Origin of the sequence: Streptomyces sp. NPDC013455, from assembly GCF_040632975.1 — a bacterium.
Taxonomy (GTDB): domain Bacteria; phylum Actinomycetota; class Actinomycetes; order Streptomycetales; family Streptomycetaceae; genus Streptomyces.
Genome location: NZ_JBEYCX010000001.1, coordinates 569,119 through 587,210 on the forward strand (window position 1 = coordinate 569,119; position 18,092 = coordinate 587,210).

16 protein-coding genes are annotated in these 18,092 nt (G+C 73.0%); 10 read left to right on the plus strand and 6 right to left on the minus strand.

Annotation, left to right across the window (positions count from 1 at the left end):
• Positions 1–69 precede the first annotated feature (69 nt).
• The 6 genes from ABZ576_RS02530 to ABZ576_RS02555 all read left to right on the plus strand — a co-directional run bounded on the left by ABZ576_RS02530 (position 70) and on the right by ABZ576_RS02555 (position 6,413).
• Positions 70–990, plus strand: a complete 921-nt coding sequence (locus ABZ576_RS02530) for a polysaccharide deacetylase (protein ID WP_360735503.1) — start codon at positions 70–72, stop codon at positions 988–990.
• Positions 990–2,009 carry a pyridoxal-phosphate dependent enzyme gene (locus ABZ576_RS02535; RefSeq protein WP_360734950.1) on the plus strand — a complete coding sequence of 340 codons (1,020 nt, stop codon included), beginning with the start codon at positions 990–992 and terminating at the stop codon, positions 2,007–2,009. The genes ABZ576_RS02530 and ABZ576_RS02535 overlap by 1 nt, the downstream gene beginning before the upstream one ends.
• Complete coding sequence (locus tag ABZ576_RS02540) at positions 2,003–2,953, plus strand: diiron oxygenase (RefSeq protein WP_360734951.1); 951 nt, start codon at positions 2,003–2,005, stop codon at positions 2,951–2,953. Before ABZ576_RS02535 ends, ABZ576_RS02540 begins: the two co-directional genes overlap by 7 nt.
• Before the next feature lie 198 nt (positions 2,954–3,151).
• A complete protein-coding gene (locus tag ABZ576_RS02545) occupies positions 3,152–4,135 on the plus strand; it encodes an ornithine carbamoyltransferase (RefSeq protein ID WP_360734953.1) in 984 nt (327 codons plus the stop codon).
• Between the two features lie 38 nt (positions 4,136–4,173).
• Positions 4,174–5,085, plus strand: coding sequence for a methyltransferase domain-containing protein (locus ABZ576_RS02550; RefSeq protein WP_360734955.1), 912 nt, complete (start codon positions 4,174–4,176; stop codon positions 5,083–5,085).
• Positions 5,086–5,291: 206 nt separating this feature from the next.
• Complete coding sequence (locus ABZ576_RS02555; protein WP_360734957.1) at positions 5,292–6,413, plus strand: hypothetical protein; 1,122 nt, start codon at positions 5,292–5,294, stop codon at positions 6,411–6,413.
• Here the strand turns inward: ABZ576_RS02555 and ABZ576_RS02560 are convergent.
• The 4 genes from ABZ576_RS02560 to ABZ576_RS02575 all read right to left on the minus strand — a co-directional run bounded on the left by ABZ576_RS02560 (position 6,410) and on the right by ABZ576_RS02575 (position 10,918).
• Positions 6,410–7,432, minus strand: coding sequence for an HAD-IIA family hydrolase (locus tag ABZ576_RS02560; RefSeq protein WP_360734959.1), 1,023 nt, complete (start codon positions 7,430–7,432; stop codon positions 6,410–6,412). The genes ABZ576_RS02555 and ABZ576_RS02560 overlap by 4 nt on opposite strands.
• 156 nt (positions 7,433–7,588) lie before the next feature.
• The gene (locus tag ABZ576_RS02565; protein WP_360734961.1) at positions 7,589–8,725 is read right to left on the minus strand and encodes a hypothetical protein; all 1,137 of its coding nucleotides are present in this window, start codon (positions 8,723–8,725) and stop codon (positions 7,589–7,591) included.
• Positions 8,726–8,747: 22 nt separating this feature from the next.
• Entirely contained in the window at positions 8,748–10,283 is a 1,536-nt protein-coding gene (locus ABZ576_RS02570) for a hypothetical protein (protein WP_360734963.1), read from the minus strand.
• Positions 10,284–10,336: 53 nt separating this feature from the next.
• Positions 10,337–10,918: a hypothetical protein gene (locus ABZ576_RS02575; RefSeq protein WP_360734965.1), complete on the minus strand. Its 582-nt coding sequence runs from the start codon at positions 10,916–10,918 to the stop codon at positions 10,337–10,339.
• 345 nt (positions 10,919–11,263) lie between these two features.
• Between ABZ576_RS02575 and ABZ576_RS02580 the strand changes: the two genes are divergently transcribed.
• Positions 11,264–12,622, plus strand: coding sequence for a sialidase (locus tag ABZ576_RS02580; RefSeq protein WP_360734966.1), 1,359 nt, complete (start codon positions 11,264–11,266; stop codon positions 12,620–12,622).
• On the opposite strand, the gene ABZ576_RS02585 is transcribed toward ABZ576_RS02580, so the two are convergent.
• Together ABZ576_RS02585 and ABZ576_RS02590 are read right to left on the minus strand one after the other, a co-directional pair.
• Entirely contained in the window at positions 12,616–13,656 is a 1,041-nt protein-coding gene (locus ABZ576_RS02585) for a hypothetical protein (protein WP_360734968.1), read from the minus strand. The two genes, ABZ576_RS02580 and ABZ576_RS02585, sit on opposite strands and share 7 nt — an antisense overlap.
• A 65-nt stretch (positions 13,657–13,721) precedes the next feature.
• On the minus strand, positions 13,722–15,338 hold the full coding sequence (locus tag ABZ576_RS02590; RefSeq protein ID WP_360734970.1) for an APC family permease: 1,617 nt from the start codon (positions 15,336–15,338) through the stop codon (positions 13,722–13,724).
• A gap of 257 nt (positions 15,339–15,595) precedes the next feature.
• Between ABZ576_RS02590 and ABZ576_RS02595 the strand changes: the two genes are divergently transcribed.
• The 3 genes from ABZ576_RS02595 to pcp all read left to right on the plus strand — a co-directional run bounded on the left by ABZ576_RS02595 (position 15,596) and on the right by pcp (position 17,932).
• Positions 15,596–16,846, plus strand: coding sequence for an MFS transporter (locus ABZ576_RS02595; RefSeq protein ID WP_360734972.1), 1,251 nt, complete (start codon positions 15,596–15,598; stop codon positions 16,844–16,846).
• 106 nt (positions 16,847–16,952) lie between these two features.
• Positions 16,953–17,255, plus strand: a complete 303-nt coding sequence (locus ABZ576_RS02600; protein ID WP_360734974.1) for a hypothetical protein — start codon at positions 16,953–16,955, stop codon at positions 17,253–17,255.
• Between the two features lie 29 nt (positions 17,256–17,284).
• Complete coding sequence (gene pcp, locus ABZ576_RS02605; protein ID WP_360734976.1) at positions 17,285–17,932, plus strand: pyroglutamyl-peptidase I; 648 nt, start codon at positions 17,285–17,287, stop codon at positions 17,930–17,932.
• Positions 17,933–18,092 lie beyond the last annotated feature (160 nt).

Consider the following 18,092-nt stretch of genomic DNA (forward strand, 5'->3'; position numbering starts at 1 on the left):
CGACGCGCTGACATCCTCGGGTGAGGACAGCCCGCAGGCCCGAGTGAGGGTGAGGACCGTTCCATGGCGATGTCTGCGTCCGCGGGAGTTCCCCGACACCCCTGGGAATGGGACGAGGCCGAATGGCGGCGGCACGTCGGCCGGGTCCGCGCCGGGCGGAGTCTCCGGCCGGCGTCCTGGCCGGGCGGGGCCCGCTGTGCGGTGGCGCTCTCCTTCGATCCCGATCACGAGACCATCCCGCTGCGGGACGGCGAGGTCATGCCCGGCAAGCTGTCGCAGGGCGAGTACGGCGCGCGCGTCGGCGTGCCCCGCATCCTGCGCCTGCTGGCCCGGCACGCCGTACCCGCCACGTTCTTCATGCCGGCGGTGTCCGCGCTGCTGCGGCCCGGGGAGGCCCGCGGCTACGTGGAGGCCGGCCACGAGGTCGCCCTGCACGGCTGGATCCACGAACGGAACATGGAGCTGGAGCACAAGCACGAGCGCGACCTCGCCTTCCGCAGCGCGGACACCCTGGAACGGATCACGGGCACGCGCCCCGTGGGGATCCGCACCCCCTCCTGGGACTTCAGCGAGCACACCCTGGACATCACCCGGGAGCTGGGGCTGCGCTACGACTCCTCGCTGATGGCGGACGACGAGCCGTACGAGCTGCTCGCGCACGGGGAACCCACCGGCGTGGTGGAGATACCCCCGGAGTGGATCCGCGACGACGCCGCCTACCTGAACATGGACCGCTACTCCGCCGTGCGCCCCTACACGCCGCCCCGGGAGCTGATCCCGCTGTGGCGGGACGAGTTCGACGCGGCCCACGCCGAGGGCGGCCTGTTCCAGCTGACGATGCATCCCCACGTCATCGGGCACCGCTCGCGGATGGTGGTCCTGGCGGAGCTGCTGGACCACATCGCCGCCCGGGGGGACGTCTGGTACGCGACCCATGCCCAGGTCGCGGAGCATGTGTGGCGGGAGGCGACCGGGAACGGCACCCTTTGATGACCCGGCTGCCGGGGGCGGGGGACGGCCTGGCGCCGACGCCGGTGGTCCGCCTGGAGGTGGAGGTCGCGGGCACACCGCGGGAGCTGTGGCTGAAGCTGGAGGGGTACAACCCGTACGGGTCCATCAAGGGACGTACGGCGCTCGCCCTGTGGCGGGACGTCGCGGACCGGGTGGCCCCGGACGCGGGGCTGGTGGAGTCCACCTCCGGCAACCTCGGTCTGGCCCTGGCCGCGCTGGCCGCCGCGCACCGGGTGCCGTTCACCGCGGTGGTGGACCCGCGCACCAGCGCATCGCTGCTGTACGACATCCGCGCGCTCGGCGCCCGGGTCGTCACCGTGGACGTCCCGGACGGCGCCGGCGGCTACCTCCTCAACCGGCTCGCCCGGGTGCGGGCCCTGCTCCGCGACCACCCCGGCCTGGTCTGGACCGACCAGTACCGCAACCCGGCCAACCCGGCCGCCCACGCCGCCTGGACCGCACCCGAGCTGCACTGGCAGACCCGCGGGGCACGGCTCAGCGTGCTGGTGGCGGTGTCCACGGGGGGCACCCTCGCCGGTTTCCGGCAGTACGCCGCCGAGTCCGGCGCGGACTGGGAGCTGGTCGGGGTGGACGCGGCCGGTTCGGCGGCCCTGGGCGGCGCGGTGGGCCCCCGCCTGCTGTCCGGCCTCGGCGCCAGCCGCCCGTCCGTCTTCCTGCCCGACGGCCACCGGCCCACGGTGTACGTCGATCCGGGGGAGGCGGTCGCGATGTGCCTGTGGCTGCGCGACACCACCGGGATCGGTGTCGGCGCCAGCGCGGGCGCCCTGGTCGCGGCGGCGCTGCGGCTGTTCCTGGCCGACGCCGGGCGCACCGGCGTCGCCTGCCTGTGCCCCGACGGCGCCGACCGGTACCTGGACACGGTGTACTCCCCGGACTGGCGGCGGGCGCACGGCATGCCCGCGCCCGCCCCGCTGCCCGGGGTGCGGCTCCTGACCACGGACGGCCCCGGGCCGCTGGCCGAGGGGGTCCGGTGGTGACCGCGGGCGGCGGTGAGCGGGACTGGTACGACAGGGCGGGCGTCCGCCGGGACCCCCGCCGGCTGCTCGACGACGAACTGCGCACCGGACGGCTGTACTTCCCGCCCGCTCTCGTCCCGTACGCCGCCCACCCGCTGGTGCTCGCCCTGCCCGCCGCCGCGCGGGAGGCGCTGGCCGCCCGGCACCTGTTCCAGTACCTGGGCTTCACCACGCACTTCGAGACGCAGGTGGTCAACCGGGCCACGCAGCGCATCGCGACGGGCCGCAGCGGGGTGCACAGCACCGCCGAGCACCGCCTGGACGCCTTCCGGATCTACTGCGACGAGGGCTACCACGCGCTGTACAGCTTCGATGTGATCCGGCAGATCGCCGACGCCTCGGGCATCGAACCGCTGCCTTACGACTTCGGTCCGTTCCGGGAACGGCTCGACGCGGTCGGCGTGGAGTCGCTGCCGGGCCAGCCGGCGCTCGCCCAGCTGCTCCAGGTGGTGGTGTTCGAGACGCTGGTCACCGCCATCCTCAACGACGTGCCCAAGGACGACCGGGTACTGACCGTGGTGCGGCAGATCGTGCGCGACCACGCCCGCGACGAGGGCTGGCACCACGCCTACTTCTCCCGGTTCTTCCGGGAGCTGTGGGCCCAGCAACCGCCCGCCCAGCGGGTCCGCGTCGCCCGCTGCCTGCCGGGGCTGGTCCGGGGCAGCCTGCTGCCCGACCTGCGCCCGGTGCGGGCCGCGCTGACCGTCGCGGGACTGCGTCCGGCACAGGTGGAGGAGGTGGTGCGGGACTCCTACCCGCGCGCCGCGACGGAGCGCGGGATGCGCGAGGCCGCGCGGCACGCGCTGCGGCTCTTCCAGGAGACGGGCGTGCTCGCGGTCGACGGCGCCCTCGACGCCTTCCTCGCGGCGGGCCTGCTGACCGAGGCGGAGGCGGACGGCGCGTGACGGAGGACGACACACGACGGAGGACGACACACGACGGAGGACGGCACACGACCGCAGAGGGCCCCGCATCCCGCGTTCCCCCCTGTTTCTCCCTGTTTCCCCGAGTTCCCCCGAGTTCCCCCGAGTTCCCCCGAGTTCCCCCGAGTTCCCCCCGCGTTTCCCCCGCGTTTCCCGCGACAGGAAGAGGTGGACCGCTCCATGCCCGACCCCGCCGGTGAACTCCCCTCCCTCCTCGGCACCCCGGCCCCCGTCCCCGAGCGGGGACTGTTCTCGCTGGCCGAGCTGGAGCCCGCGCACCTGCACCACCTGGTCGCCAGATCGGTCCAGCTGTTCCGGGACCGGGGCGCCCACGACCGGCCGCTGCGCGACCGGGTCGTCGGGGTGCTGTTCACCCGGACCTCCACCCGCACCCGGACCGCCTTCCACAGCGCCACCGTGCGGCTCGGCGGCACGCCGATCGCGTACGGCCCCGGCGATCTCCAGCTGAACACCGGCGAGTCGGTGCCGGACACCGGCCGGGTCTTCGGCGCCATGCTCGACCTGCTGGTGGCGCGCACCGCGGGCCCGCTGGCGGAGCTGCGGGAGCTGTCCCGGGCGGGCGGGCTGCCGGTGGTCAACGCGATGGCGGCCGAGGAGCACCCCACCCAGGGCGTGTGCGATCTGGCCGTACTGCTCCTGGCCTTCGGCGACCTCAGCGGCATCCGGGTGCTGTACACCGGCGAGGGCAACAACACGGCCACCGCCCTCGCCCACGGCCTGGCGACGGTGCCCGGCGCCCACGTCACCTTCGCCACCCCGCCCGGCTACGGCCTGCCCGCCGACGCGCTGGCCGCGGCCCGCAAGAGCGCGGCGGGCGGCGGGGCCCGGATCGAGGAGATCCACGATCTCGCGGACGCACCGGCCGAGGTGGACGTCGTGTACACCACGCGCTGGCAGACCACCGGTACCAGCAAGCCCGACCCGTCCTGGCGGGAGGTCTTCCGCCCGTTCCACGTGGACGGAGCGCTGCTCGCGCGGTGGCCGCGGGCGCTCTTCCTGCACGACCTGCCCGCCCACCGGGGCGACGAGGTCGCCGGGGAGGTGCTGGACGGCCCGCGGTCGCTGGCCTGGACGCAGGCCGCGATGAAACTGCCCAGCGCCATGGCCGTCCTGGAGCACGGCAGCGGATCGCTGCCCGCGTGACCACCGGCGCCCCGGCGCCCGTACGGAAGGAGCGTGCCATGCCGTCCATCTCGCGGGTCGGCGAGTACACCCATCTCACCCCGGAGGACCTGAAGCCGCCCGGGGAGCCCGAGGTCTTCTTCGAACCGGCCGACACCGAGATCGGTGTGTGGGTCGCCGCCGACCTGCTGCCCTCCGGGGGCGGGGGCACCGTACTGGACCTCGGTTCGGGCAGCGGGGCGGCGGCCGCCGCCATGGCCCGGGCCGGTGCGGCACGGGTGCACGGCGTCGACAACGGCCGCCAGACGCTGCGCTGGGCCGAGCGCCACCACGCCACGCCCGACGGGCGGGTCAGCTTCGCGCTCGGCGACTACGCGGTGCTGGGCCCACGGGAGCTGCTGGCCGGCGCCCCCGGGCCGCTGCCCCGCCCGCTCGTCGTCACCAGCAACCCCGCCTATGTGCCGCTGCCCGAGGAGGCGGCCCGGACCCGGCCCTCGATCAGCGGCGGCACGGACGGCCTCAAGTGGGCCGGGGCCATCATCGGCCACGCCCGCGCCCTGGACGCGGACCTCGGCCTGACCATCGGCAGTTACTCGACTCCGCGCCGCGCCGCGGCTCTGCTCGCCGAGGCGGGCTACCGCATCGCCGTGGTGACGCTCTGCCCGCTGCCGTTCGGCGACTTCACCCTGCGCCACCCCGAGCAAGTCCTCGCCCTGGAGGAGCGGGGCGAGGCGGTGCTGTGGCGCGGCGGCCCCGAACCGCTCGCCTACTTCGTCGTCGGCCTGGCCTGCCGCCGCACCGACGGCACGCCGGGGCCCGACGGCGCCGAGGACCTCATGGGCCTGCTGCGCACGGCGGCCCGGTCCACCACGACCCGGCTGGAGAGCCTGGACGCCCCGGGCGGGGCGCCGCCGCCCTGGCCGGTACGGATCCTGGACCTGCCGCCCGCAGCCGCCCGCCACCACTGGTAGCCCGCCCGCCGCCACCCCGTCACCGGCAGCCGGCCTCGCACCCGCCACCCCGGCCGGCCCGCCCGCCGTCACCCGTCACTCCGGCCGGCCCGCCCGCCGTCACCCGCCACCCCGGCCGGCCCGCCCGCCGTCACCCGTCACCCCGGCCGGCCGGCCCGCAGCCGTCCGCCGTCGGTGGCGGCCCGTCAGCCCAGGGAGCCCTGCCCATGACGTCGTCCGTGTCCCCGGTCCCGGAGCCCAACGCGCCCGTCTCCCCCGTCAGCGTCACCGTGGACGCCGTCGAGCACAGCGTCGACTTCGTGCGCCCCCGGCTGCGCGCGCGGGCGGCCCGCCGGGTCGCCCTGTACGCGGGAGTGCAGATCAACGGGGCGCCGCACGTCGGCACCAACGTCATGCAGACGGCGGCCTTCCTGCTGGCCGCGGCCGCCCGGGACCGGCTCGGGGTGGCGGCCGAACTCCGCTTCGGCGCGCTGGACAACGCCCCCCACGACACCCGCGTCTGCCCGCGCACCGGCACCCGGTACACGCGGTCGTACCACCACGCCCTGGGGCCGGCCCGGACCGAGGAACTGGTGAAACGGTTCTACGGCGGCCTCTTCGACGCGCTCACGGCCCTGACCGGGGTGCCGTACACGGTCGAGACGTACACCCGGCAGCAGCACTCCCCCGCCTTCCGGGAGGAGTTCCTGGCCTCGCTCGGCCGGTGGGAGGAGCTGCGCTGGACGCTGGCGCCGTCCAGCGGGCACGTGCCGATCAGCTTCCCGTGCCCGCAGTGCGGCTGGCTGCAGAAGGCCGGCGAGCACACCGAACTCCTCGAAGCGGGCGAGCGGGGTGCACGGTTCGCCGCGGTCTGCCTGGACCACGGGCGGTACGAGACCGACGTACGGCCCGACGGCGAGGCGTGGCTCGGCCTGACCACCCTGCACCGCAATCTCGTCAAGGAGCGCCTGGCCGACCGGGACGAGGCGATGCCCGTCATCGTCAAGGGCGCCGACTGGGCGCCGGGGTGCCGGCTGCTGGACGAGGCGTTCCTCTGCTTCCCCGGCGCTCACCCGCCGGCCCGTGTCTTCACCCCCGTCGTCCTGTCCGCGTCCGGTGCCAAACTCTCCAAGTCCCTGATGCGGGAGGGCAGGGCGGAGCTGTCCCCCGGCACCCCGCCCTGGATGCTGTACGCGACCCGGTGGGAGGGCACGGCGCAGCGGTACGCCGTGACGCTGCACCGGCTGGTGTCGCTGATGCTGTCCGACCCCCGCCACTTCGAGCGGGGGTACACCACCTCCGAACTGGCACGCATGTGGACGGAGTCGGAGACGGGCCGCCCGGCTTAGCCGTCCGGCACCCGGTCGAGGACCGCGAGCGCCCGGCCCGGATCCGGGGGCGCGGGCGCGGACCAGGCCGCCGCACAGGCGGCCCGCAGCCCGTCGCACAGCTCGCCGCGCCCCGCCAGCAGCACCTGCCCGTCCGCGACCTCGGCCTGCCAGCCCCCGCACCGCCACGACCCGTCCGGCTGCCGCCCGGCGGCCTGCGGCGGCGCGCACAGCGCCCGCAGGTCCCGCCCGACGTGGGTGGGCCGGCGGTGCGGCGGCGCGGCGAGCAGGTCGGCGGCCCCGGTCCGGCCGGTGAGGACCAGCAGACTGTCGAACCCGGCCCGGCGCGCGCCTTCCACGTCGGTGTCCAGGCTGTCGCCGACCATCAGCGGCCGCCGCGCCCCGGTGCGCTCGGCGGCCTCCCGGAACAGGGCGGCCGCCGGTTTGCCCGCGACCACCGGCCGTGCCCCGGTGGCGGCCCGGACGACCGCGACCAGTGCACCGTTGCCCGGGGCGACACCCCGCTGGGTGGGCGCGGTCGGGTCGGTGTTGGTGACGATCCAGGGCACGCCCCGGGCCACCGCGTACCCCGCCTCGGCCAGCTCCCGCCAGGACACGGTGGGGGCGAAGCCCTGCACCACGGCGGCCGGCCCGTCCCGCTCCGAGGCGACGGGCCGCAGCCCCAGTCCTTCGACCGCCGTCCGCAGTGCCGTCGATCCGATGACGAGCACGGACGCCCCCGGCGCGCACCGCTCGGCCGCGAGCCGTGCGGCGGCCTGCGCGGAGGTCACCACGTCGGCGTCGGCCACGGTCAGGCCCAGTCCGCGCAGCTCGCCCGCCAGCTCGGCGGGCGGGCGGCCCGCGTTGTTGGTCACGTAGGCGGTGCGGCAGCCCGCCCCGCGCAGCCGGTCCAGCACCGGCACCGCGTGCGGCACGGGCCGCGAGCCGACCCGGACGACCCCGTCCAGGTCGAGCAGGACGGCGTCGTGGAGCCGGGCCAGGGACCCGTCCTCGACCTCCGCCCGTCCTGATCCGCCCACGCTCGCCTCCCGACAGGTGTATTGTCCGGACCGGCCCCGGCCGGCCGCCAGGGACGGATCCGGACACCCAACTCCCTCAAAACAAGGCCGGATTGAACCACCGTGGGCGCGGGCGGCCGGAGAGGTCCCGGCTCCGGCCGCCCGTGCGTCCCGGCGTCAGGCGATCTTCCGCCAGGTGCCTCCCTTCTGCAGGACGAACGTCCCGGTGGGCTTGCGCTGACCCGCGCCGGCCCGCGGCTGGACGCTCCGGCGCTCGATGCTCCTGCGCTTGCCGTTGTCGTCGGGCTGCTTGGCGGTGGCACCGGACGGCCGCACCGTCTGGCACTTGTCGGGGTTGGTGTAGGTCTGTGCGACGACGGTGGAGGAGTTCGTGGTCGACGGGCCGTCCACCGCGATGTCCTTGACCAGCTTGCCGGTGCCGTCCACGTGCAGGTCGCCGACGATGCGGGACATGGAGTTGAGGGCGCCGAACTGGATCTCGTCGTTGGGCTTCAGGGTGAACGTGACCTCCGTGGCCTCGGAGTTGGTCATGCTCCAGGTGTGGTTCCACGTCCCCTTGAAGGCCGCGGTGAACGCACCGCGCAGGGCCAGGTGGATGAGGCTCTTGAACGCCCCGGTGGTGCTGCCCTTCTCGGTCATCTGGGCCGTGGTGGTCACCGTGTCCTCCACGGTGGCGCTCACCTTGGACGTGGCTTCGGAGGTGGTGTCCTGGTTGGGGCCCTTGTCCTTGGGCGCCGAGTGGTTGGTCTGGCTGCTCTTGCTGGTGTTCTCCTTGGTGGCGCTGCCCTTGGCCGCGTTCTGCAGAGTCTGCTGCGCCTGGACCTCACCGGTGGCCGAGCCGCTGACCTCGTTGTCGGTCCAGGCGGTGCCCTCGATGGTGCCGCTGCCGGAGATCTCGCCGCCGAGGTTGTCGGTGCTGGTGGTGTCCAGCTTCACCGTGCGCTTGATGGTCATGTCCGCGTTGGTGCAGTTGATGGCGCCGTTGGACACGGAGTAGACGGCGCTGGTGAACTCCTTCTTGCGCTCGGGGGCCAGCTTGAACGAGCAGCTGTAGCGTTCCCGCTGCCCGCACAGGGATGTCACCTCGTCCACCGACTTCAGCGGCTTCTTCCCGTCGAAGGCCCGCGGTGTCGGCATCGCCCCGATGCCGTAGTCCGCTGCCTGACCGCCCAGGGGGGCGGCCGCCGAGGGGAGCGCGGCGGTGAGGGTGAGGGCGGACAGGACGGGAAGCAGCGCGAGCGCACGACGGGTTGCCGCTCGCCGGTGCCGGGAGGGTCGCGCGGTGTGAACCATGAGTGTCTCCTTGGGTTGTCGGTCAGTCCCGGCCACGGGAGCCGTCGGCGGTCAGCGGAACGGTGCGGGTCTTGATGCCCTTGGGTGCCGCGCCGACCGGCACCAGGTGCGCGGCCGTCCGGAGCGTGGGCGCGCCGATGGTGTTGTCCGGGGTGCGGGCGTTGTCGCGGGCGTCGGCACAGCGGGCCAGCTCGACCTTGCTCATCGGGCCGGTGCGCTGGTAGAAGCGGTCACCGAAGGAGCCGGAGGGAAGGTCGGCGAAGACGTCCATGCGCTCGTTCTTGGTGTTGTGGATCAGGCTGCCGGCGATCCGCTCCCGGGCCGCCTGGACCTCGATCCAGCTCACCTCGCCCGGCTGCACGGTGACGGAGAGGTTCCGCTGTTCCTTGCGGCCGTAGAGCAGCGGGTTGTTCGTCGCCATCTCCAGCGGGTTGCCGTCGGCGCGGGTGAAGCCGGCCGCGATCTGCGTGGCGATGTTCTGGAATCCCTGCCGCACGTCGGTCTGGTGCGGCTGCTGCGGAGCGGCCTGCTGCTGCAGCCCCTGCGGACCGAGCTGCTGCGGCTTCTCTGAATCGCCGTCCTTCTGGGCGAAGTACTGGGTGATGTTGTCGTACGGCAGCTCCTCCCAGTTCACCGGGCGCTGGTCGGTGATGGAGTTGCGGGTGCAGTTGATGTACGCCTGGCCGACCATGCGGGGCCGGTCGTAGTACCGGTAGGAGTAGCGCTCGTCCTTCTCGAAGTGGCAGGTCCGGGGGCCCGCCAGGCAGTCCTGTGCCACCAGTCTCGCCTCGATCGGCGTGCGCCCCTGATACGCCTGGGGCATGGGCAGCCGCGCCTTCTTGAGGTCGTACGGAACCGGGGCCGGGTCCTGTGTGGCCCGGAAGTGGGTGACCAGCGGGCCGCAGGCGGACGCCTTCCGGTAGGCCCAGCTGATCTTCGGGCTGTTCTCGGCGGCCGTGAAGGAGTACGAGCGTCCCTCGTGCCACTTGGCCTTGCCCGACGTGGTGGTGTCCGTGGTGAAGTCCTGCGTCAGTTCGTTCCCTTCACCCGCGACGGACACACGGTACTGCTGGCCCTTGGTGGGATCGTCCGCCCCGCAGTTGCTGAGCGGACTGGGGCTGTCGTCCCAGGTCACGGTGACCTTGGAGCCCTTCTGGACGCGCCACAGGCGGGTACTGAGCGTGCCGGCCGCACCGTTGCCGACCGGACCGGGGCCGCTGTTGACGAGCCCACCGGGACCACCGGGGCCACCAGGCCCACCGGGGCCACCGGGGCCACCGGGACCGAGTGGGCCGACGGAACCCCCGCTGAGCGAGGCCGCCTGGAGCTTCAGGCGGTGGTCGGCGAGGGCGGCGGAGTACAGCTGGGTGTTCTGGCCGTCCCAGCCCTCGGGCGCGATGCTCTGGGCGTTGCCCGACACGGCGGGACGGGCGAGGTCGGGGTTCTCGATCGGCACGTCGACCGGGTCTGCGGCGAGCGCGCCACCGGGCAGGGCGCCCAGCGCGAGGGAGCTGCCGAGCAGGGCGGACAGGCAGTACGTCAGGGTGCGTCGGGGCATGTGTGTCTCCTGGAGCGAAGCGGTGAGGTGAGGGCCTGGACGGGCGGCGGGTTTCAGCACTCCCACCAGGAGGAGTGCGGCACGATGACCTGGTCGTCGGTCAGCCGGTCACGCATGCCGGAGGTGACGCGGCACTGGTCGCCCACCGCGGCCTTCGGAGGCGCGGACCGCGTGACGTCGTCGAAGTCCTTGTGCTTGCCGTGGTAGGCGTCCTGGTCCTTCTGCCACTTGTCCTGCGCCACGCCGGAGATGGGCCTGTTGCACTCGTGAAACTTCTCCACCTGGCACTTGTCGTTGGCCGCCTGGTTCTTGGAGATGGCCCCGCACTGCTCGCTCGCCGGGATGCCGTTGATGCCCGCGCTGGCGCAGGGGTTGGTGCCGGGCGGGGACGGGACGGGTGAGCCCGAGCCGATCGACGGCGGCTTGGGCTGTCCGGGGTCCGCCGGAGCCGGTGCCGTCTGGGTGTCGGGCTTGGGCGCCGGGCTGAAGGACGCGGGTGTCTCGTCCGCCCTGACCACGACGGCCGTGGGTACGGCGGCGACCGGGGTCAGGCTGCTCAGGCCCAGGGCGGAGGCACCCGCCACGGTGACGATTCCGGCCGCGAGCAGGGCACGGCGCACAACGGGAACGCGCATGGTTCTCCTTCGGTGATGGGGGGAGCGGCGACCACAGAGCCACGCCACGGAGGGGGCCGCCGGTCTCACATTCCGGCAGGGCAGTGATCGTCGCCACCTGAACTTGCCCCGTTTTGCACCGATTGCAGCGAAGTGACTCCGACTGGCCGCAAGCCGACGGGACTTTGGCGTAGCCAAGGTTCGGCGGCGGCCACCGCCCAATGGCGTGAACTCAGGCCGTCGAAGGCCGAAAAGCGATTCGGACGCGGCAGACATGTTGCTGGACGCCCCGACCCGAGTGGGCGGTCCTCTCCCCCAACTTCGGCGCCACGCTTACGTCGTGCTGCCCGAGAGAACGGAAATCCCATGAACGCCAAGTCCCGTGGACTGCGCCTGCGCGCTGCCCTGACCGTCATAGCCACCGCCACCGCCCTGGGCGCGGCGGCCGCCCCCGCCCTCCCCGCCGAGGGGCACGACCCGCTGGTGTACGCCTGGGGCGCCAACAAGGGCGGCCAGCTGGGCAATTCCACGACCATCGACCGGTACGCGCCGGCCGCGATCCCCTCTCTGCCCAAGCAGGACGTGTTCAAGATCGCTCCCGGCGGCGGCGTCACCGGGGGCACGGGCTTCGCCGTGGCCCTGCGCAATGACGGCAGCGTCTGGACGTGGGGTCAGAGCGACAAGGGCCAACTCGGCACCGGACCCGCCAGCGAGACCGTCAAGTACCAGTCCGGGCTGGGCAAGGTGCCCGGTCTCAACGGCATCGTAGATGTGGCCGCCGGCGGCCAGCACGCGCTGGCTCTGCGGGTCAACACCGGTAAGGCTGACGGTGTGTACGCCTGGGGCCTCAACGACAAGGGTCAGGTCGGCGAGGGCACGAACGCGAACCGCTCGGTTCCCAAGCTGGTCCAGAGCATGCACGGCGGCAAGCAGGTCGCGGCCGGATGCAACCACAGCATGCTCCTGACCGAGAACAACACCGTGAAGGTCTGGGGCGCGAACGAAAAGGGTCAGCTCGGCCTCGGGGACAAGGACACGGCCAATCACAACACCCCGGTCGACGTCCCGGACCTGACCAACGTGGTCAAGATCGCCGCCGGCTGCGATTACAGCCTGGCCGTGAAGTCCGACGGCACGGTCTGGGCCTGGGGTGACAACACGCACGGTCAGCTCGGCGTCAACAAGGACAAGAGCGCCCTCGCGTCAAGCAACAAGCCGGTGCAGGTCCAGGGTCTGCCCGCGAGCCAGGCCGGCCAGGGGAACCCGACTGACCAGAGCGGCGGAACGGGCAGCGGCACCGGGACGGGGACGGCCCAGGGAACGGGTCCGGGGCTGCTGGACATCGCCGCCGGCTGGGACCACGCCTACGCCCTCTACTCCGACAACAAGGTCTACGGCTGGGGCAGCAATGGGAAGGGTCAGCTGGCCGACGGGACGACGGACGACCGGACGAGCGCCCACGAGGCCACGCAGCTTCCTCCGGTGAAGTCCATCGCGGCCGGCTACAACGGCGGTGTCGCCGTCCGCACCGCCGGCAGCGGCACCAGCAACGACATCATCGGCTGGGGTGTGAACACGTACGGCCAGCTCGGCAGTGGTGACACCTCGGAGCACAACCTGACCAACAACGACAAGTACGTGACGATCTTCGCGCAGGAGGCGGAGACCACCAACCCGTTCACCCGCGTTGCCATGGGCAGCGACGAAACCGTCTACGCCTACTGACTGCACGTCACCAAACGAACCCGGTGGTTGTCGGTCTCCCCCACGATCAGGCTCCCGTCCCCGGCCAGGACGAGCGCCCGTGGCAGCCGCAGCCGAGCACCCAGCGCGGGCCCGCCCTCCACTTCGTGGTGGGGCGGGCCCCCGGCCAGCGTGTGCAGCACACCGTCCGAAGTCCGCACGCAGACGCGCTCGTTGAGGGAGTCGGCTATGTACAGGGAACCGTCTTCGCCGAGGTCGACCCCGCGCGGCTGGTGCAACCGCCCCTCTCCGGAGCCGGGTTCACCGGTGCCCGCCACGGTACGGATCACACCGTCGGGCTCCACCACCCGTATCCGGTGCGAGAAGCAGTCGGCTATGTACAGCCGGCCGTCGGCGTCGACGGCGAGGTCGATCGGGTGGTGCAGGGCGCTGGCGGGGCCGGGGACGGCGTCCGGGCCGGAGCCGGGGTCGCCGGTGCCGGCCACGGTCCGGATCATGCCGTCGGCGCCGATGGCCCGGACCCGGTGCCCGCCCCACTCGGCGACGTACAGGGTGCCCTCGGCGTCCAGGGCGAGCCCCCGGGGTTCGGTGAACCGGGCGGCGACGGCCGGGCCGCCGTCGCCGCCGTAACCGGGTTCGCCGGTACCGGCGACGGTGGTGATGATGCCGTCGCGGTCGACGCGCCGGATGCGGTGGTTCCAGTAGTCGGCGACGTACAGGGCGCCGTCGGGGGCGACGACCAGCCCGCCGGGCTCGTGCAGCGGGGCCCGGTCGGCGGGGCCGCCGTCGCCGCCGTAGCCCGGCTCGCCGGTGCCGGCGTACGTGGTGATGGTGCCGTCCGCGGCTATGCGCCGGACGCGGTGGCCCTTCCACTCGGCGACGTACCAGGCGCCGGAGGCCGGGTCCACGGCGAGGGCCCTGGGCTGGTTGAGCATCGCCTTGGCCGCAGGCCCGCCGTCGCCGCCGTAGCCGGGTTGGCCGGTGCCGGCGATGGTCACGACGACCCCGTCGGCGAGCGCGGGGCGTGGGGTTCCCGAACCGTTGCTGACCGTCATGCCGCCCTCCAGGCAGGGGGTATCGGTTGGCGTCGCTCCCGGTGCCGAACCAGCGTAAGGAGCGGTCAACTCGGGCCGGTAGGGCGGGCATCGGCCACGTGCCGGCGGCCGGAGCGCACCGCCCACGCGAACACCCCGGCGGCGAACACGACGACCACGAGGCTGTCGTAGGGCTGCCGGAGCACTCCGGAGCCGCCGAAGGAGCCGAGCGCGGAGCAGCACAGCAGTCCCGTCAGCCACACCAGCAGCCAGGCGCCGTCGCGCAGCTCCCGGCGCAGCGGGAACCGGCCCCGGCCGGACCGGACCAGCCAGGACAGCGGTACGCCGGCCAGCGCCAGGGGCAGGGTCAGGTGCAGGCGGTGCCAGGTGGACCAGTACACGAACAGGGTGGCCACGAGGAAGCTGAGCGGCGGGATCCAGCGCATCGCCCCGGTGGGCCGCCCTGCGGGGCGCAGGACGGCCGCGGCGACGGCGGAGGTGGCGTACACGAGCAGGAAGAGGTTGCCGAGGGTGCCGACGACGTCCTGCCAGGTGCCGAACGGCAGCAGGTACACCATCATCACCGTGACGTTCAGGGCGAGGGCGCGGCGCGGGATGCCGGAGCCCGCGTGCACGTTCAGGAACCAGCGGGGCAGCATGCCGTTCTTGGCGAGCGCGTAGGACCGCCGGGCGTTGATGCCGACCCCGACGAAGGTCGCGCCGCCCGGTGAGACGACGGCGTCGGCGTACAGCAGCAGGGCGAGCCAGTGGAGGTTGATCAGCAGGGCCAGCTGGCCGAACGGGGAGGTGAAGTCGACGCCCCGCCAGCCGTGGGTGAGGGCGCTGTCCGGGACGGCGAAGAGAAAGGCGAGCTGGAGACCGGCGTACAGCAGGATCGCCAGCCCGATGGCGGTCGGCACCGCCCGGCGCAGGTGCCGGCCGGGGTCGCGGGCCTCGCCCGCCAGGTCGACGGGCGCCTGGAAGCCGTTGACGGCGTAGATGACACCGCCCGCGGAGAGGGCGGCGAGCCCGGCGGACCAGCCGTAGGGGGCGAAGCCGCCGTGGTCGGTGAGCCGGTGCGGGTGGAAGCCGGAGGCCAGCAGCAGCACGACGGTCAGGACCGGGACGGACGTCTTGACGAGGGTCAGGGCGATGTTGACGCGGGTGAAGAGGCGGACGCCGAACCAGTTGAGGGTCGCGAAGACGAGGGTGAGGACGATCGCGACGGCGACACCGGGCCAGCTCAGCCGGCCGTGCGTGTGAAGCTGCGGGAACCAGCGGGTCAGGTACTGCACGGTCGCGGTGACCTCGGCCGCGTTCGCGCCGACGGACAGCAGCACCGCCCAGCTGATCACCCCGGCGACGAGCGGACCGTTGGCGTACAGCGGCCAGCGCACCGTGCCGCCCGCTTCGGGCATCCGGCCCGCCAGGTCGACCAGGACCAGCGCGACGAGCATGGCCAGTGCCCCGGCGGCCAGCCAGGACAGCACGGACAGGGGGCCCGCGGTCTGTGCCGCGTACATCGCGCTGAACAGCCAGCCGGAGCCGACGATGTCGCTGAAGCCGACCGCCGTCAGCGCCCAGAAGCCCAGGTGCCTGCGGAGTTTCCGCTCCTCCCGGCGGACGGTGTCGGAGGCGGACGGTATGGCCGTGGATAAGGGCTGACGTGGTTCGGGGCCTTGGTGCGAAGAGGTGCGTTCCACGCTCCCTCGCTTCCCGCGCCCGCGCTGAGCGACGCGCGGGCGCCGCCAGATTCACCACCGCGTCGCACGTTTGCGAGCCCGCGCATTGACGTCAAACCAGCTGATAGTGAGCAGATCAGACGTAAGTCCCCTTTATGAGTGCTCATTGCTGCATTCGGTCCGAAGCTCTGCATATCTGCCTACGGTCGTCAAGGAAACGCATGAACAGCCGCGCCCTGCCGCCCGCCTGACGGAGCGGCGGCGCCGAAGGAAGCGCCATGCACACCTTCCGAACCGTTCGCAGCTTTCCGCCGACGATCCGCCTCCTGCTCGTCAACCAACTCGGCATCGACGTCGGCTTCTACCTCCTGATCCCCTACCTCTCCACGCACCTGAGCGGCGACCTCCACCTGTCCGCGGCCGCCACCGGCGCGATCCTGGGCGCGCGCCAGCTGAGCCAGCACGGCCTGTTCGTCGTGGGCGGCACGGCGGCGGACCGGCTGGGCGCGCACCGGGTCATCCCGTTCGGCTGCGCGGTCCGCACGGCCGGCTTCGCGCTCTTCGCCTTCAGCGACGGAGTGCCCGCCACGCTGGCCGCCTCGGTGCTCAGCGGACTGGCGGGCGCACTGTTCTACCCGGCGGTGCGCGCCTACGTCGCGGAGGCCGCCGCCGACCGCAAGGCCGAGGCGTTCGCCCTGTTCAACGTCTTCGCCACCACCGGCGGGCTGCTCGGCCTGCTGCTGGGCAGCGTGCTGTGCCTCATCGACTTCCGGGTCACCGCGCTCACCGCCGCCGCCGTCTTCGGCGTCCTGACGGTCGCTCAGTTCTTCGCGTTACCCGAGCACCGTGTCCGGCCGGCCACCGGCACGGTGTTACGGGACTGGCGCCAGGCCCTCGGCAACCACGCCTTCCTTGCCTTCGCGCTCACCATGTCGGGGATGTCGGCACTGGAGGGCCAGGTGTACCTGCTCTTCACCGAGAGCGCCCGGCACACCTCCGGCTGGGACGGCGCCGCCGCCCTGCTGCCCCTGGTGGGCACCGTGGCGAACCTGGCGCTCCAGCTGCGGATCACCGCCCTGACCCGGCTGCGCGGCGGCGCGGAAGCCTGGATCGCGCCCGGCGTGCTGCTCATAGGGCTCGGCTTCCTCCCCCCGGCCCTGACGGACGGCCCCGACCCGGCCACCGGCCCGCTCGGCACCGCCGTACGGCTCGCCCCGCTCCTGCTCGGCGCGCTCCTGCTCGCGCTGGGGGTGATGGTCGCCCAGCCGCCGGCCATGGAACTGGTCTCGCGGTACGCCACCGACCACCTGACGGGCACTTACTTCGGCCTCTTCTACGTCCTGTCGGGCACCGTCGGCGCGGCCTGCACCAGCGGGGTCGGATGGGTGATGGACCGGGCCGCGGAAAGCGGCCGGGCCTGGCTGCCCTGGACGTGCTGCGCCGCGCTCGGTGCCCTGTCCGCGGGCGCCGTCGCCGTCCTCCAGCGGCGCCACGCCCTGCCCACCGACCCTGCGGTCACGTACGCCTGACAGAGCGTCCGCTCGGGCGAACACATGACAAAAAGAGCACAACAAATCAAACAAACGGGGATGGACCGCACGGAAACGCGAATCATCCCGACAGAAGGGTCATACCATGCGCAAGTTCCTCGCCGTCATCGGCGCCGCCCTCGTCACCGCCGTGTCCGGCGCGGCCTGCACGCCGGCCACGGCCGCCACCGGCACCGGGGCGGCCACCGGCACCCTGATCGTCAACGGCGTCCCGCACACCGACCCGCACGGCTGCTACCCGGCGGGCGGCTTCATGGTCTCCGTCGTCAACCACACGGACCGGACGGCCTACATCTACCCCAACGGCGGCTGCTTCGGGCAGTACGAGGGCTGGGTGCAGCCCGGCGGCCAGGCCCAGATGAACGGCGCGTCCGTCTACATCGACTAGCAACTCGCACGAGCGACGAGGGAGTTCACATGACCCGCGTACTGGTGACAGGCTTCGAGCCGTTCGACCAGGACACCTACAACCCCTCCTGGGCCGCGGCCCGGCTGCTCCAGGAGGACCCGCCGGCGGGAGTGGAGGTGACGGCCGTCCAACTGCCGTGCGCCTACGGCGAGTCACTGAGGGTACTGCGCAAGGCGGTACTGGAGACGGACCCGGCCCTGGTCCTGTCGCTCGGCCTCTCCCCCCGCAGCGGCATCTCGATCGAGCGTGTCGCCATCAACGTCGACGACTGCCCCGTCGCCGACAACGCCGGACGGACGGCGAAGGGCGAGCCCATCGTCACCGACGGCCCCGCCGCCTACTTCTCCACCCTGCCGATCAAGCGCTGCGCCAAGGAGGTGTGGCAGAACGGCATGTACGCCGAGATCTCCCACACGGCCGGGGCCTTCGTCTGCAACCACGTCTTCTACGGCCTGATGCACCTGCTGGCCACCGAAGGGAAGCAGCGGCGCGGCGGCTTCGTCCACATCCCGCACACCCCCGAGATGCCCGCCGTGGCCCAGGGCCGGGCCCCGTCGCTCCCGGTGGACTTCACCGCGAGGGGCCTGCGCATCGTGCTGTCGACCGCGCTGGCCCACGAGAGCGACATCGACATCGCCGTCGGGGCGACCCACTGACGACCCCGGCCCACCGGGCCACGGTGACCCTGCGCAGTCAACCGGCCACGGACAGCCACCCCGGCCGCGTCGGCCCGGGAAAATGATCTGCGGAAGCGCCGTAACCCCCTCCGGCCGGAGGGGGTTAACGCTGCGGCACAGGTGAAAACGTTCCTGCACC